The sequence below is a fragment of the Acetobacter malorum genome (assembly GCF_002153605.1).
Taxonomy (GTDB): domain Bacteria; phylum Pseudomonadota; class Alphaproteobacteria; order Acetobacterales; family Acetobacteraceae; genus Acetobacter; species Acetobacter malorum_A.
On sequence record NZ_JOPG01000014.1, the window covers coordinates 41,738 to 56,807 of the forward strand.

General features: G+C 57.3%; 14 protein-coding genes. 6 read left to right on the forward strand and 8 right to left on the reverse strand.

What is annotated here, in order from left to right:
* Positions 1-42: 42 nt before the first annotated feature.
* The 3 genes from HK23_RS07065 (at position 43) to HK23_RS07075 (ending at position 2,265) form a co-directional block, all read left to right on the forward strand.
* Complete coding sequence (locus HK23_RS07065) at positions 43-621, forward strand: cob(I)yrinic acid a,c-diamide adenosyltransferase (protein WP_086653429.1); 579 nt, start codon at positions 43-45, stop codon at positions 619-621.
* A 463-nt stretch (positions 622-1,084) separates the two neighbouring features.
* A complete protein-coding gene (locus tag HK23_RS07070) occupies positions 1,085-1,765 on the forward strand; it encodes a hypothetical protein (protein ID WP_256940105.1) in 681 nt (226 codons plus the stop codon).
* A 32-nt stretch (positions 1,766-1,797) separates the two neighbouring features.
* Positions 1,798-2,265, forward strand: coding sequence for a hypothetical protein (locus HK23_RS07075; protein ID WP_061490838.1), 468 nt, complete (start codon positions 1,798-1,800; stop codon positions 2,263-2,265).
* 125 nt (positions 2,266-2,390) lie between these two features.
* Here the strand turns inward: HK23_RS07075 and HK23_RS07080 are convergent, their stop codons facing one another.
* The 4 genes from HK23_RS07080 to cysQ form a co-directional block, all read right to left on the reverse strand.
* Positions 2,391-3,818, reverse strand: coding sequence for an FAD-binding oxidoreductase (locus HK23_RS07080; RefSeq protein ID WP_086653431.1), 1,428 nt, complete (start codon positions 3,816-3,818; stop codon positions 2,391-2,393).
* 67 nt (positions 3,819-3,885) lie between these two features.
* A complete protein-coding gene (locus HK23_RS07085) occupies positions 3,886-4,431 on the reverse strand; it encodes a hypothetical protein (protein WP_063907957.1) in 546 nt (181 codons plus the stop codon).
* Positions 4,428-5,420: an L-threonylcarbamoyladenylate synthase gene (locus tag HK23_RS07090; protein WP_086653432.1), complete on the reverse strand. Its 993-nt coding sequence runs from the start codon at positions 5,418-5,420 to the stop codon at positions 4,428-4,430. Before HK23_RS07090 ends, HK23_RS07085 begins: the two co-directional genes overlap by 4 nt.
* A gap of 5 nt (positions 5,421-5,425) precedes the next feature.
* Positions 5,426-6,196 carry a 3'(2'),5'-bisphosphate nucleotidase CysQ gene (gene cysQ / locus HK23_RS07095; RefSeq protein WP_086653459.1) on the reverse strand — a complete coding sequence of 257 codons (771 nt, stop codon included), beginning with the start codon at positions 6,194-6,196 and terminating at the stop codon, positions 5,426-5,428.
* A 145-nt stretch (positions 6,197-6,341) separates the two neighbouring features.
* Between cysQ and HK23_RS07100 the strand changes: the two genes are divergently transcribed.
* Positions 6,342-7,811, forward strand: coding sequence for a leucyl aminopeptidase (locus HK23_RS07100; RefSeq protein ID WP_086653433.1), 1,470 nt, complete (start codon positions 6,342-6,344; stop codon positions 7,809-7,811).
* 169 nt (positions 7,812-7,980) lie between these two features.
* On the opposite strand, the gene HK23_RS14280 is transcribed toward HK23_RS07100, so the two are convergent.
* From HK23_RS14280 to HK23_RS07115, 4 genes are all read right to left on the reverse strand, one after another.
* Positions 7,981-8,622, reverse strand: a complete 642-nt coding sequence (locus HK23_RS14280) for a hypothetical protein (protein ID WP_143217508.1) — start codon at positions 8,620-8,622, stop codon at positions 7,981-7,983.
* Entirely contained in the window at positions 8,619-9,296 is a 678-nt protein-coding gene (locus tag HK23_RS07105) for a hypothetical protein (RefSeq protein ID WP_086653434.1), read from the reverse strand. Before HK23_RS07105 ends, HK23_RS14280 begins: the two co-directional genes overlap by 4 nt.
* A gap of 246 nt (positions 9,297-9,542) precedes the next feature.
* Positions 9,543-10,985 (reverse strand): DUF2252 domain-containing protein, encoded by a 1,443-nt coding sequence (locus HK23_RS07110; RefSeq protein WP_086653435.1) that lies wholly within the window; start codon positions 10,983-10,985, stop codon positions 9,543-9,545.
* Between the two features lie 109 nt (positions 10,986-11,094).
* Complete coding sequence (locus tag HK23_RS07115; RefSeq protein WP_086653436.1) at positions 11,095-13,305, reverse strand: TonB-dependent receptor plug domain-containing protein; 2,211 nt, start codon at positions 13,303-13,305, stop codon at positions 11,095-11,097.
* Between the two features lie 73 nt (positions 13,306-13,378).
* On the opposite strand from HK23_RS07115, the gene HK23_RS07120 reads away from it, so the two are divergent.
* Positions 13,379-13,984 (forward strand): hypothetical protein, encoded by a 606-nt coding sequence (locus tag HK23_RS07120; protein ID WP_086653437.1) that lies wholly within the window; start codon positions 13,379-13,381, stop codon positions 13,982-13,984.
* Entirely contained in the window at positions 13,981-14,889 is a 909-nt protein-coding gene (locus HK23_RS07125; RefSeq protein ID WP_256940106.1) for a cytochrome-c peroxidase, read from the forward strand. Before HK23_RS07120 ends, HK23_RS07125 begins: the two co-directional genes overlap by 4 nt.
* Positions 14,890-15,070 lie beyond the last annotated feature (181 nt).

Genomic DNA, 15,070 nt, shown 5'->3' on the forward strand with positions numbered 1-15,070 from the left:
GGCGGAAGCAGAAACCTGCCTGAATGAGAAGAGGATGAGCGCATGAGTATCCGCATTGATCGTGTTGTGACCCGTGGCGGGGATGCCGGGCAGACTTCTCTGGGCGACGGCTCCCGCGTGGCCAAGGATAGTGCCCGGATTGAAGCTATGGGCTGTCTGGATGAACTCAATGCCGTGGTGGGGCTGGTGCGTAGTCATGTGCCCGCAGAGAGCAAAGACGCCGCCCAGTTGGCACAGCTCCAGAACTGGCTTTTTGATATGGGGGCCGACCTCTGCCAGCCGGAAGGCCCAAAAGCGCAGAAAGCCAGCCGGTTGAGTGGAGAAATTGTGCTGGAACTGGAACTCTGGGTGGAGCAGTTACGGCAGACGCAGGCCCCTTTGACCAGTTTTGTGCTGCCCGGTGGCACGCAAGCCGCAGCATGGGCGCATCTGGCCCGCACTCAGACGCGCACAACAGAGCGGCGTGTGGTCGCACTTGCGCAGCAGGAGGTGCTGAACCCGGAACTTTTAAAATGCTTGAATCGGTTGTCTGATTATTTCTTCGTGCTGGCACGGCATTTTAATCAGGACGGTAAGACGGACCTTGTCTGGACCCCTGCGGCGCAGCGGCCCGCGGTATAAAATCAGATTGACGGGTGGTTGTTTTTCTAAAACCACCCGTGTTTTTGAAGTAATAACACTAAAAAATGATTATAATATTCTGCCAAAGAATTTTCTAAAATACAGTCTGTTTTGCAAAGAGATTTCAAGATTTCTTCTTGGACTGTTTTAGCCGGAACGGGCGGTATGTTGCGCTAAATGACGGATTTTTCATAGAAAAGAAGGGTGTTCTTCCCAGAAACCCTTTGAAAACCGTGAAATGCGTGATAAGCAGGAGCAACGAACCCGTCTAACTGCTTTTAAAGCTCAGGCAGGTCTTTACCAACAAATATCATGGAACCTGTTGGGTCATACCCACCTTGCCTCGGGCAGGGAAAAACGTTTTCCGGGTTGCTCTGGCTGGAGTGGGCGCATCGTCCAGCATCAGTTTTGTGTGGCAAATCCGGTTTTCATGTTTGACAGAGTCAGGAAAGTATAAAGAAGCGTGACTTCCGAATTTATGAAGACACCATCATTTTTATCCACCTCACGAGGTGAAGACAAACGTGATGAGGCTTTTGAAGAAGCCTCCCTGCGCAACGCTCTGGAACGGCTTGGATCGCCCAGCCGCGCCCGCGCCGGAACGCCCCGCCCGGCATCTGATCCCGCTCAGGGCAAACGCCGTCGTTTTGTAAAAGATGGTGATGTGCAGGTGGAAAAACATTCTCTGGCGCGCACAACGCCCCGCACACTGGCCATGCCGCGGACGGGTACAACCTCTCGCGCTGTGCATTTTTCCGATGAAGAAAATTCGGAAGTTTCCAAGCTGCGTCGTCAGCTGGCTGATGAAAAGCTGCGTTTTGAAGACGCTGAACGCCAGATTGAGTCTTTGCAGACCACGCAGCGCGGGCTTGAAACCCGGCAGGCCCATGCGGATATCATGGTGCGGGAACTGAAAAGCAAGCTGGCCGAGCGTGAGGAAGAGCTGACTGAAGCCGGACGCGCCCTGCGGAGCGCCCAGCGCACTGTGGAAGCGCTGGAAGAAGAAATGCAGGCCCTGCGTAAAAAGCTGGAAGCCCGCCCGCGTGGTCGCCCGCGTCTGAAGCCGCTTGAAACGGTGGAAGAAGATGAGGTGCTGGTGGTGGAAAATGATGAGCCGCAGCCCGTTAAGTGGTGGAAAGACTGAAATCCTGACACATTTTGCAGTAAAGTGCGGGCATGAAGAATAATTCTGTCACGCCCGCACTTGTCGTTCTGGTTGTGGATGTCGCGCTCGGGGTGGCATTTGTTCTGCTGCCTCCGGTGGTGATGAGCTTTCTGACGCTGCTCAAAGATGTGTTTGGCGTGCTGATCCTGCCGTTCACCTTCCTGTTCGGACTGGCTGGCTGGTCGTCAGACATGTCCTCTCTGGACAGTGTGATGGGCGGTCTTACGCCGAGCATGCTGCGTCATCCGTTCCGCGCCATCATCGCGGCGGCCTTTATTGCCGTGGGTGGCCTGTGCTCTGTTCTGGCCTGTGGCAGCCCACGCGCGGCCCATGTGGAGCGGATTATTGCTCCGCTCCTGACCATTGCGGCCATCGGGCTGATGGGTGTGGACGTGGGTGTGATCCTGCTGCCAGCCCTGCTGCTTCAGCTCTCCGCGCTGCGGTATCCTGAAATGGATTTCTTCTCGCGCAATAAATAAATGCGTGTTTGCGTGAGTGGCTTTTAAAGCCTGCCGAGGCGTTGAAATCTGCGCTCGGCTTTATCGGTCTCTCTTAACAGCGCCTGTCCTGAAATTATCAGGGCAGGCGCTGTTTTTCTTTAAGCTTACGGAAAAATTTTGCCCGGGTTCATCAGGGTTTTCGGGTCCAGTGCGGCTTTGATCTTGCGCATGGCATCCAGTTCCGCACCACCACGCCAGGACGGCATCATGTAGGTTTTCAACTGCCCGACACCATGTTCGGCAGAGAAAGACCCGTCCAGGGTGCGGACAATATTGGCGACAGTGTCCATCATCGCATGGTCCTGCGCGAGGAAGGCCTTCGGGTCCATACCTTCCGGCTGCACCAGATTGAAGTGGATGTTGCCATCCCCAATATGCCCGAACGGGGCCACGCGGATGCCGGGGATCAGCGCCTCACACGCCACCGTCGCTTTGGTGATGAACTCCGGAATGGCGGAGAGCGGGACGGAAACATCGTTTTTGACGGAGGCCCCGGCGCGTTTCTGGGCTTCTGCATGTTCCTCACGGATCACCCACAGAGCCTGACGCTGGCCTTCACTTTCTGCCAGAACGGCATCGGTCACCAGTCCATCTTCCAGAGCCTGCCCCAGAACCTCTTCCATCAGGGTGCGCAGGCTGTCATCCGCGCGCGGGCTGCCGAGTTCCACCAGAGCGTAAGCCGGGGCGGGTTCGGAAAGCGGCAGGGAGGCTCCTTCAATCAGGTTGTTGACCAGCGCCATGCTGGTGCCGGACATATATTCAAACGCCTGAATGGCGGCCGGGTCCTGCCTACGGAAAGCGGCAAACAGGTCCAGCACGCCCTGTGGGTCAGCCAGCGCACACAGCGCGGTCTCGCGGGAGCGCGGGGCGGGCTGAAGCTGAATAATGGCGGTGGTGATAATCCCCAGCGTGCCTTCCGAGCCAATCAGCAACTGTCGCAGGGCGTAGCCGGTATTGTCCTTGCGGAGGCGGCGCATCAGGTTCAGTACCTGTCCGTCTGGCAGAACCGCTTCCAGCCCCAGCGCCAGTTCCCGCGCATTGCCATAACGCACGGTGTTGTTGCCGCCTGCGTTGGTGGCCAGAATGCCGCCAATTTCAGCAGAGCCTTCCGAGGAAATGGAAAGCGGCAGCATCAGCCCTTCCGCCGCTGCGGCATCCTGTGCGGCTTTGAGCGTGACGCCAGCCTCGACTGTCATGGTCAGGTCGGCATGGTCAATGGCGTGAACACGGGTCATGCGGTTGGTGGAAATAACAACAGCCTTGCCGCTTTCATCCGGCGTGGCACCGCCCACCATGCTGGTATTGCCACCCTGCGGCACCATCGGCACGCCGTATTCTGCACACAGGGCCACAGCCTTTGCGCATTCTTCCGTATTGGCCGGGCGCAGCACCGCGGCGCAGCGGCCATGATAGAGCATGCGCCAGTCTGTGCAGAACGGGTCCGTATCCCCGGCTTCGGTCAGCAGCCCGGACGGACCAAGCAGGGCAGACAGAGCATCAAGAAGAGCGGAGGGCAGGGGAGTGTCGGACATGGAGCAAGCCTTGATCGGGGATCAGAGTATCATAAACAAGAGACTGTGAGCAGATCACGCATTTTTCTTAATAGAGGTAGCGTGCGTTATCTGTCACGGGATGAAACGCGTTATAAAACAGGTGGAAAAGCTGTGTGCCGGCAATGCCAGCCAGCAACCCGGCCATAACGGCGACGAAAATAATCATCAGCCGGGGGTAGCTGTTTTCCATCATCTTCATGCTGAGCATATGTCTTGCTTCCGCATGGGCTGTCTGCATGACATGCAGCTGAGATTTCAGGTTTTCATTATTGCCGCGCACAATGCGCAGATTATGCTCCATCCGGTTCAGCACTTCTCCGCGGTCATGCAACTGGATGCGGAGGGTATGAATGGTGCTTTCCAGAGTGCGGATTTCGGTATCTTCCCGCGCTTTGCGGGCGGCTGTCAGGCGGTCAATATCCGGAGCGAGGGTCTGGAACAGGTTTTTCAGTGCGCCACCGGTAATGCCATCCCGGCGGGCGCGGGCTTTGATGGCTTCCAGCGCGGTCTCAGACTGTCCCTTCTGATCTTCCAGCACGAGCGCCAGAATATCGGAGAGAATCTTGATTTCTCTGGGGTCCATCTGGCTCATGGCAGATCGTGTTCCGCAGGCCGGGGGGCGGCGGCACGGTGCAAACGGTCCTGAATAGCAAGGCCAAGCCCGTGCGAAGGGATAGGCTGCACGGCAAGGCCGGTCAGATCAAACGTCGGCTGCTGGCTGTCCAGAAAACGCAGGCCGGAAAACAGGCGGGCGGCGGCTTCTTCCAGATCACCGGTCGGGCTGAGGTTCCATGTGACTGCCGCACCCGGCAGCGGAGTGGGGCCAAAGGCCAGAAGCCCTTCCTGCGGGCCAACGCTGGTCGCGTTCAGGCGCACGGGCAGGCTGGGGGCGTAATGGGAGAGCATGCGGCCCGGAGAAAGCGGCGCGGCATCGGCTTCTGTTTCCGGTCGGGCGAGGGGGCCGCACACCGCTTCCAGTTCCTCAACCGAGACACCGCCGGGGCGCAGCAGGCAGGGGCGGTCCGGGTTGGTCAGGTCCAGCACGGTGCTTTCCAGCCCCACGGCGCAGGGGCCGGTATCCAGCACGGCATCAATCCGGCCTGACAATTCTTCCAGCACATGGCTGGCGTCGGAGGGGCTGATACGGCCGGAACGGTTGGCAGAGGGAGCCGCGACCGGACGCCCGACTTCCTCCAGCAATGCCAGAACGGCCTCACCGCGGGGAACGCGCACGGCGAGGGAGGACAGGCCATCGGCGGCCAGATCGCTCACCGTGCTGCCGGGGGCGCGCGGCAGAACCAGTGTGAGCGGACCGGGCCAGAATTTTTCTGCCAGTTTCTGCGCCAGCGGGTTGGCCTGCACCTGCGTAAAGGCGGCCTTAGCGCTGGCAAAATGGCTGATCAGCGGGTTGAAGCGCGGGCGGTTCTTGGCTTCAAAAATCCGGGCCACGGCTGCGGGTTGCGTGGCGTCTCCGCCCAGCCCGTAAACGGTCTCCGTGCCGAACGCCACCAGTCCGCCGGCCTGCAGAATACGGGCGGCGGTGGCAATGCCAGAAGGGGTGGCAGCAAGGCGTTCGGTCATAAAAGTCAGAGTTTTCCGGTGCAGACAAAAGGCGGATTTTTCCAGTCCGGCTTGCCATAGAGCAGCGGGGAACCATCCAGCAGCGTGATGTGGCCGCCAGCGGCTTCCACAATAGCCTGCGGGGCTGCGGTGTCCCACTCCATGGTCGGGCCGAGGCGCGGATAGAAATCAACCGCCCCTTCTGCTACGCGCGCAAATTTGACGGCGGAACCGATATTACCCACGGAGGCAATGCGGCGTTCCCCCAGATACGCGGCCAGACGCGGATCATCCGCATAATGGCGGGAGGCCAGAACGCTCAGCCCTTCAGCGGGCGGTGTGCGGGTGTGAATGGCAGTGGTGCCGTTCTTGTCCCGGCGCTGCGCAGGCAGGCCGACGCCACCGGTGTAAAGCTGATAATAAGCGGGGAGCGCCATGGCTCCCAGCACGGCGCGGCCATTGCGCACAAGGCCGATATTGACGGTAAAGTCATCTCGCCCGGCGGCAAATTCCCGCGTGCCGTCCAGCGGGTCCACCAGCCAGTAGGCCTCGGACACAGCGCCACGCAGCCCGGAGGCCACTTCCTCTTCCGCGATCACCGGAATATCGGGCACGGCAGCGCGCAGGCCCTTGAGGATATGGGCTTCTGCCGCGTGGTCCGCTTCCGTCACCGGCGAGGAGTCGGTTTTGGTCAGCGTTTCAAAACCCCGCGCGCGAATGGTGCGGATAATTTCGGCGGCTTCATCCGCCAGTCTGGCGGCAAGGGCCAGCAGGTCAGCGTCGGTATGGGTGCTCATTTGCCCATCATACGCCAGGAACGGCGGCGCGTCATGCCCTGCCTGTTTTTTTAAGAGCCGGTCCGGCTGCCCTATTGCCAAGGGGCGAGGCGGGACGTACCCAAGTCAGGCAAAAGCTAAGACGTCTTAAGGAGGCCAGCGCGCAATGCTTCAGATTTCATTTTCTCCCGAGACCCTGCCCGATGGTGGGGCACTGGCTCTTCTGCTGGCCGAAGGGCAGGACCGCCCGGCCATTTTTGACGCCGCAGACAAAGCCACCAACGGCGCACTGACCCGCGCTGCCGAAGCCGATGATTTTACCGGCAAAGACGGCTCCACCTGCGTGGTGCTGGCACCGGGCGCTGGCTTTTCCCGCATTGTGCTGATTGGCGTTGGCAAGCTGGACGCTTTTGGCGCGAAAGAAGCTGAAGCCGCTGGTGGCATTGCGGCCTCTGTTTTTGGGGTGCAGGAAAAAGCGACCGTTGCACTGGGTAATGTGCCGCAGGGCTTTGCCGCCTCTGTAGCGCAGGGTGCGGTGCTGGGTGCGTATCACTTCTCACTGTATCACAGTGCTCCGGCGGTTGAGAAAAAGCACCGTCTGGCAAGCGTGACGGTGCTGACGGCTGATCCCGCCGCAGCAGATGCCGCGTTCGCTCCGCTGGCCGCTGTGGCCCGCGGCGTGATCCTGACGCGGGATCTGGTGACGGAACCGGCCAACGTGCTGAACCCGGAAGAATTCACCGCCCGCGTGACGACACTGCGCAGCCTTGGACTTGAGGTCGAGGTGCTTGAGCAGGCCGATATGGAAAAGCTCGGCTTTGGTGCCCTGCTGGGTGTGGCACAGGGCAGTGCAAACGCACCGCGCACTGTGGTGATGCGCTGGAACGGCGGCGCGAAGGATGAAGCTCCGCTGGCCTTTATTGGCAAGGGCGTGACCTTTGACTCTGGTGGCATTTCCATCAAGCCGGCTGCTGGCATGGAAGAAATGAAAGAAGACATGGCCGGTGCCGCTACCGTGACCGGTCTGATGACAGCGCTCGCTGGCCGTAAGGCGAAAGTGAACGCTGTTGGCGTGATCGGGCTGGTGGAAAACATGGTGTCCGGCACGGCCCAGCGCCCCGGTGACGTGGTGCGCAGTGCTTCCGGGCAGACCATTGAAGTGCTGAACACGGACGCCGAGGGGCGCCTCGTTCTGGCAGATATCCTCTGGTATGCGCGGGACCGTTTTGCGCCGAAGCTGATGGTGGACCTTGCTACGCTGACGGGTGCCATCATCATCAGCCTTGGCCATGAATATGCAGGCCTGTTCTCCAACAATGACGATCTTTCTGCCAACCTGACGGCAGCGGGCGTGGCAACGGGTGACAAGCTGTGGCGTATGCCGATGGGCGCTGAGTATGACGCCATGCTGAAATCCGACATTGCCGACATGAAAAACATCGGTGGCCGTCCGGGTGGTTCCATCACTGCCGCTCAGTTCCTCAAGCGCTTTGTGGGTGAAACCCCGTGGGCGCATCTGGACATTGCCGGAACAGCCTGGAGCAAAACCCCGCGCAACGGCCAGCCCAAAGGTGCCACCGGCTTTGGCGTGCGCCTGCTAAATGAGTTTGTGCAGAAGAACTACGAAACCGTTTGAGGTTTTCGGGGTTTGGTTTGACGCGAAAAGGGCCTCTTTTGAGGCCCTTTTTTGTAACTGATAGTCATGGAGTTTATTTTTTAAAATTATAAATATTAACAAACATTATAATGCACCTTTAAAAATTCACAAAATTATTCTATTTAGAAAATACTAGAAATTTCATTTTTTATTTCTTTGACCATTCATTAAAACGCACAGCATTAGAGACGGCCAAAGCGCTAGCGGGCTCTGTTCCTTTCAGTAGACTAGAACATGGCAGCACAATTTTTTCAAAAAATGCTTGTCGATTGCTGATTGTTGAGAGTGGGATACTGAAAAACCAATCTGTTTCGTCCAAAGGGACCTTGGGACGCTCAGTCGTATTATTTTTTTCTCCCCATACAACTAGTTCCGGAACGTCAGGATATAAATAACAATTGTCCCTAGTGTAATCATCCGCGGGATATCCATTTTCATCCGCCAGTACCATCTGTAAACTCCAGAGATCTTTGTATGCTGGCGTGTAAGCGCATGTTATCAAAGCAGAGTTGGAGTGCTCCCAAGATGAATGACTAACAGGACGGTACATTTCAAAAGCGATCAACAGCCCTCTATGTTTTTTGCTCTTTGGAAGAAATAATTTATAGGAATAGCATGAGCTGCTCGCAATAACATCTTGGAAAGAGGCTTCATCATAATCATTTTCTTGTAAATCAAGAGATAAGCCAGTTTTATGGAACATCTCTGGCGCTTCTTCAGATAAGCGCTCTACTTCCCTCCATGTTGTATCAGAATTTAAAAACGACTTGAAAATATTGCATTCATTCATTTTGGTTGCTCCGTGAATTGGAATTTAATTTTTTCTACTGAAAGGGTATGAAAGCCAGAAAATGATATCTGTTTAGCTTTTTCTAAGAATGTGCTCACTTGTTTCCCCCACTCTCGGACTGGTGTAGCAAAAGTTTCTGACTTCAGTTGGTGGGCTATGCGATGCACATCAGTCCATCGTATATTTATAACGCCTGCACGTTTGATTGGACCTGCGGTCTGGGTCAGGGCCACAATCAGTCTCCGAGACCGAGGATATGCCTTTTTTATGGCTTCCTGTTCGCGAACGATTTCATACAATAATTCATTTGTAGCCATAATCCATGTCCACTTCATTTCCCATGTGATGATAAGTGAACGGATGTCATCAAACTGAAACTGCATCACAAGATCGGGTTCACAGCGGGAAGTGGAATCTCCATTTCGCGCTTGAGCTTTCAGTCCATTTGGCCACAACTGGATTTCATGCGCGTTAGGATGCCGTGTTGCGTAATCAGAGAGTAGATCTGGTCCAAGTAGGGTTTTGACGACTAACCAAGCGTCTACTGCTCGCATAAAGGCAAGCGGAGAAAAGACCATGGATGTAATGGCATCTTCGTTCTTATTGTTCGTATGTTCCTCGTGCCGGTTACATAGAACGCGGCGAACACCTTTTTGGTTGAATGCGTGCAACATAGTAAAATAGTATCTGCCTTTGTGGCGCCCGAGACAATTCTTTATATGTAAAGTAAGAACATTTCAGTTATGCATCACGAATAGTAAAATTTAGGAATGCTCTTAATAATTTGAGCAGGATCTGGATAATCAGCAATTTCAGCCCAAATCGTCAGCGAGCAAAGGCGGTCATTTTTTCAATAATAAAATTTGTGGACAGAGTTGCAACCTAGAGTATGCTAGCGCTACCAAGACGTTTCAGAAAGATCAAGAGTATATATTGGAATCTTCTGGCGCTTTCTTCTCTGTGCCGGGTAATTGCGCAGAAATCCTCCCCTTCTTAATCGCCGCACAAAACGCTTTCCAGTCGGCTTTAGTCTGGTCGGCGTAGGCGGTGGAGAAGGTGGCGATGGCATCGGCAAAGGCGCGGCCTGCGCCGAGATAGCCGGAGAGGGTGGCAACGTCGCCAGAGCGGGCGTGGGCGCGGGCCAGTGTGCGGCCACACAGCAGGGCGTAGTCTGGCAGGCCAATCTGGGCAAATTCCGCGCCAATGGCGGCCAGTCTCTGGTCTTTCAGGCGGCGGACGTAAAACTGGCGCTGGCCGATGGGCTGGGTGCCGGTCTCACCGTCCACTTCATCCGTGCCGCCGCTATGTGTCCAGCCCAGAAAAGCGTCAGATGCGGTCTGCATAATCCGCTGGCCCGTCACCACCCGTTCCCCCTGATTGCGGAACGGGGAGGGGGCAAGATGCGGGGCCAGAACAGAGGTCTGCGCTTCCTTGATCTGGAGCAGCAGCACCTCATTATCCGGTGTGGCAAACAGACCAATGGCGCAGAAGGTGCCCACGCTACCCACGCCCACAACTTTAAAAATCACATCCTGCAACGTGTAGCGGGAGAGCAGAATGGCGCGTTCCGGCGGCTGTGTGGCGAGGTAACGGGCAAAGGCGGCGCGGATGGTGTCATCCTGTTCCGGCAGACGCACCACCAGCGGTGGTTTTTCCGTCAGGCGCGGGGTGCCGCCCTCATCCGCTACAAGGCCAAAGTGGCTGCGGGCACTTTCCAGCCGCGCATCCAGCAGGCTTTGCACCTTTTTGCGCGCCTGCTTGTCCTGAAAACCGGCAATGGCGGCGGACAGGTCAATCCGTTCAGCCCAGATCGCCAGCGGGTTCAGCGGGGCCAGTTTTGCCATTTCCTGTGCATACGTCTGGGCCATGGTGCGGGCCAGCGCGCGGGAGGCACTTTCGGACAGGCCACCTTCACGCCCGGCCAGCACCAGAGAGGTGCCTAAACGCTTCACGTCCCATTCAAACGGGGCGGAGAGCGTTTCATCAAAATCATTGATGTCAAAAACAGGGATGCCTTCTGGGGAGGCATAACTGCCAAAATTAGCCAGATGGCAATCGCCACAGCTCTGCACTTTGGGGCCAGCAGAGAGCGTTCCGGCCAGATCTGACGCCATGACAGCCGCAGCCCCGCGCAGGAAGGCAAAGGGAGAGGCCGCCATGCGCGCATACCGCACCGGCATCAGCGCTGTAATGCGATGCGTGCCCTGTTCCACAAGGATGGAAACCGGGTCCTTCCGGTTTTTAGGGGGCTGCCAGTCTGCCTGTTTGGTGCGGGGCGCGCTCTTGCGGAGCTTCACGCCTTCAGCACGGCGGATGGCGCGGGGGCGGAGGCTGGCGGTCTGGGCCGGGCGGGCTGATGTCATAAGACATTTTTAGGCACAGCCCGAAGGCCGTGCCAACATGTTAACGCCATAGCCGGTCAGCTATGCGCCGCGTTCACTGCAAACGCGGCCTTGCACAGGGCTGTGCGGTTTAACCGGATATTTTCAGATTGACGTAAAAGTTGCGTCCCTGTTCCGGGTAGCCGCCCACCATCTGGTAGTTCTGGTCCAGCAGGTTGGAGGCATTCGCGCCAATCTGCACGTTGGGGGTAATCTGGTAGTCCACGCGGGCGGAGATGTTCACATTATGCCCGGTGCGGAAATAGGTTGTGCCCATGGAGTTCATGGTCCAGCGATTGGAGGAAATTGCTACGTTCGGCATAAAACGCAGCTTTTTGATAGGCGACCATTCCACATAGGCAAATGCCTTGTGAGACGGCACATCTGTTGGCCGGTAGCGTGGGGAGGACCCCGGCGCGCTCACATCCTGATGCGTGTAGGTATAGTTGCCGCCAATCAGCAGGTCCTTCCGCACCGGAATGGCCAGAGAAATTTCCGCCCCGGCATAGTTCCCGCTGTTGATGTTCCGGCTCTGGGAGACGGTGGTGCCGTTATAGTGCACGGGGAACGACGCAATCAGGTCTGTCAGGTGAGAATAGAAAAGAGCGCCGGAGACCTCGATCTTTCCAAAGGTATGGGACCCGCCCAGCTCATAGTTCTGGGCGCGTTCCGGGCGCAGGCCGGGGTTAGAGACAGCACCGCCAAAACGGGTGCTGAAGCGCTCAAACAAAGTAGGGAAGCGCACGCGGTCCGACACGCTGATATGCAGTTCAGACACTTTGTCCGGCCGCCAGCTCAGGCGAGCCTGCCCGTTGGGCGCGCCACGGTTGCGGGTGGGGTAATGGATAATCCCGCTGGAATAACCCTGCGCCTTGTCCAGCACGCGCCAGTCATAACTGACGCCGGTTGTCAAATCGAGGTTGGGCAGAAAGCGAAACACGTTTTCGCCCGCAATACTGTAGCTTTCTTCAACCGAACTGACGGTGGGCTGGTAAGCGCCACTGGGAAAAACCTGCTCGTTTTCGGAATGTTCATCCCGACGACCATAGAACGCAATGCCCAGCGTATCCTGCCGGGAGAGTTCGGCATCCAGACGGACGTTCCCGCCCCAGGCTGTGTCATTATAATAGCTGTTAAAGGCTTTGGGTTTTGTCTGGGTATTCAGCTCAGCGTTATCAAAACTTCTGAGAAGATTATAGAAGGTATTGCGATACAGGCGGGAGCGCAGGGTCAGTCGGTCACCCAGTTTTGTGCGGGAGGTGAGGGAGAGGCTGTCCAGATCCCACGCGGGCCATGTCCAGTCCTTCTGCGCGCTGACAGAGTCCGTCACGCTAAACGGCGCGCGCTTTTCACCGCTTTGGCGGGTGTAGTTAATGGTGTATTCGTCCGTGGCGTTCGGTGTGTAGCCAACCTTAAAGTTCACGCGCCAGTCTTCAGAATCTGTCAGCAGGCGTTTGCCTTTGCCCTGAGACGGCGTGGGGTCATAATTGGAAGAAAGGTCCGTATGGTCCACGTTATTGATGGCGAAATTGGCCTGCGCGTACCATTTTTCATGCTTGGTGCCGATCAGCCCGAACACGTTATAGCCTGAATACCCGCCATCATGCCCCAGCATGCTGCCGCCGCGCAGTTCGCCTTCCAGCTCCTTATGGGGTTTTCTGGTCACAAGGTTGACCATGCCGCCCATAGCGTCCGGGCCGTCCAGCACGGAGGCATAGCCTTTGGCGACCTGAATTTCCGCAATGTCCGGTGTCAGAAAACGCCCGTAATCCAGCCGGTTATCCGCAGGAAGATAAATGCGGATACCGTCCACCATCAGCGGGACCTGAAAGCGGTTGAACCCACGCACCAGAATGGTGCGCTCATTCCGCGTGCCCCCGGTGTTGGCTGAGTTTACGCCGGGGATCAGATTGGCAGCTTCATCCAGCGTGTTTTTATTCAAAGTATAAATAGCATCGGCGGAGACGGTGGAATTGCCTACCAGCGCATTCCGGTGCGGGGTGCCATATACCGTAATTTCACCGGGGCCATAAATGTCAGAATTGGAGCGGTCCGCCACCACGCTGTTATAGGTGGGGGTGCCGGTTGTCAGCGCATCATAGGCGCTGTCGGCCCGTGTCTGCGGGGCCGCAGGAGGCGCGGACGGCGTTGGTTTGGAAGCCTTCTGTTTAACCTGATGGCGGTCCGGCGCGGCAATAAGTGAAGATGTTTCGGCAAAGGCTGCGCTTGCAACTGTGGAAAGCAGGCTGGCCAGTGTCACGGCAGAAAGGGTGCGCGTGGTCGCCGGGAGGAAGGCTTTCATTTAGGATAAGGGTCCTTTATCAATATTCCGATATATACAATATCCGTTGGTATATAGATGGAGCGTGAGGCGTATGGCAATTGGGAAACAGTTTGCGTTAAAGGCTGTGACAATTTTATCACTTGGGTTTGTGGGCGCAGGGGCCGTGCCGGGTTTTCCGGGGGCGTCGGCTCAGGCTCAGCAGATGGATCAGGGCCACAGTGAGCATGCAGAGCATGGTGGCCACGGCATGCAGAATTGCCCAAAGGAAGCAGCGCCTCTGCCAGACGCGCTAAAGGGCTGGGCGGGACCAGCCCCCGTAACAGCCGCCGCGACCACAGATGAACTGGACGGCGTCAAACTCACAGCCGGAAAAGCCGTGGCCGCGCAGCTCCGCTCCACCGCAGACATGCATTATGCCGTGCGGCCTGAGCAGCCGGGTGGCAAGGTGAGTTCCGGCGGCATGTTTGCGTTTGATGCGCCAGCAGCAGGTACGTATCGCGTCATGCTGGGCAGCCGGGCCTGGCTGGATGTGGTGCAGGGCGGCAAAACCATTCTCTCCTCCGGCCATAATCGCGGGCCAGCCTGTAGCGGCATTGGCAAAATGGTGGATTTCCCACTGGCAGCCGGACGCGCAGTGATTGAAGTGAGTGGCAGCGGCAAGCCGGACATGACGCTGATGGTGATCCCGACCCCATGAGGTCAGTCGGTTCTGTTGTGCGTTTTGTGGTGGGTATGTGTCTGGCGTCCGCGTTCATCGCTCCGGCAGAGAGCGCGCCTTTGTCAGATGACGAGGCGCGTATTCAGCTTGGGCGCCGGTTGTTTTATGATGCGGATCTGTCGGGCGATGGCAGCATGTCCTGCGCCTCCTGCCATGAGCAGCGGCATGCGTTTGCGGATGGGATGCCAACCCATGCAGGCATTACGGATGATGCCGGGGTGCGCAACGTGCCATCACTCGGGAATGTTGGCGGGTTAAAAACGCTGACATGGCTGGACCAGCATATTACCTCGCTGGAGCAGCAGGTCTCCACGCCCGTCTTCGGGCATGGTCCGGTGGAAATGGGCATGCCGGACTGGACGACGTTGTTGCATCGGGTATCTGCTGATGCCTGTTATCAGAAGCTTTTTGCGCGTGCTTTCAAAAATGAAAACGGGCGTATTGATGCCCATACCGTGCCGGAGGCGCTGGCCGCGTTTGAGCGCACGCTGATCTCGCAAAACAGTCTGTGGGATCAGGCGCAGAAAAAACAGGCCCGTCTGCCGGATGATGCGCAACGCGGGGCGACGCTATTTTTCGGGCAGGCTCACTGTGCGTCCTGCCATAGTGGCTCTTTGTTCACGGATCAGTCTTTCCACAGCATTAACGCCGCCCATCCGGCGCGGGTCAGAACGCCATCGCTGCGCAATGTCGGGGTGACCGCGCCTTATCTGCATGATGGCTCAGCTCCCACGCTGAGTGCTGCTTTGCAGGCGCATACGTACAGCCCCGCCTTGTCTCCGATGGACGAGCAGGCGCTGGAGGCCTTCCTTCAGACGCTGACAGACCCGAGCTTTCTGCATAATCCGGCTCTGGCCCTGCCGCCGGAAGGTTGCCCCCTGTAAGGGCACGCTCTGCGCAGGGTTTTCTTACGCGGGGCATGCAACTTTCCGTGTGCCCACGTGTTCACTATAAAGCCTGTTTATGATGTCATGACGACAAACGCTTTGTCGCGTGGGGTGTGCTGGTGGCACATCCAGGCAGAACGCGACGACATTTCAGGCGCATGCATCGGAAATGTTTCGC

Bases quoted from the DNA above. Each gene is read 5' to 3' on its own strand.
- cysQ (WP_086653459.1), bottom strand. From the start codon at position 6,196: ATGAGCACCCATACCGACGCTGACCTGCTGGCCCTTGCCGCCAGACTG.
- HK23_RS07120 (WP_086653437.1), top strand. From the start codon at position 13,379: ATGGCAATTGGGAAACAGTTTGCGTTAAAGGCTGTGACAATTTTATCA.
- HK23_RS07065 (WP_086653429.1), top strand. From the start codon at position 43: ATGAGTATCCGCATTGATCGTGTTGTGACCCGTGGCGGGGATGCCGGG.
- HK23_RS07110 (WP_086653435.1), bottom strand. From the start codon at position 10,985: ATGACATCAGCCCGCCCGGCCCAGACCGCCAGCCTCCGCCCCCGCGCC.
- HK23_RS07090 (WP_086653432.1), bottom strand. From the start codon at position 5,420: ATGACCGAACGCCTTGCTGCCACCCCTTCTGGCATTGCCACCGCCGCC.
- HK23_RS07105 (WP_086653434.1), bottom strand. From the start codon at position 9,296: ATGTTGCACGCATTCAACCAAAAAGGTGTTCGCCGCGTTCTATGTAAC.
- HK23_RS07125 (WP_256940106.1), top strand. From the start codon at position 13,981: ATGAGGTCAGTCGGTTCTGTTGTGCGTTTTGTGGTGGGTATGTGTCTG.
- HK23_RS07075 (WP_061490838.1), top strand. From the start codon at position 1,798: ATGAAGAATAATTCTGTCACGCCCGCACTTGTCGTTCTGGTTGTGGAT.
- HK23_RS07080 (WP_086653431.1), bottom strand. From the start codon at position 3,818: ATGTCCGACACTCCCCTGCCCTCCGCTCTTCTTGATGCTCTGTCTGCC.
- HK23_RS07100 (WP_086653433.1), top strand. From the start codon at position 6,342: ATGCTTCAGATTTCATTTTCTCCCGAGACCCTGCCCGATGGTGGGGCA.
- HK23_RS14280 (WP_143217508.1), bottom strand. From the start codon at position 8,622: ATGAATGAATGCAATATTTTCAAGTCGTTTTTAAATTCTGATACAACA.
- HK23_RS07115 (WP_086653436.1), bottom strand. From the start codon at position 13,305: ATGAAAGCCTTCCTCCCGGCGACCACGCGCACCCTTTCTGCCGTGACA.
- HK23_RS07085 (WP_063907957.1), bottom strand. From the start codon at position 4,431: ATGAGCCAGATGGACCCCAGAGAAATCAAGATTCTCTCCGATATTCTG.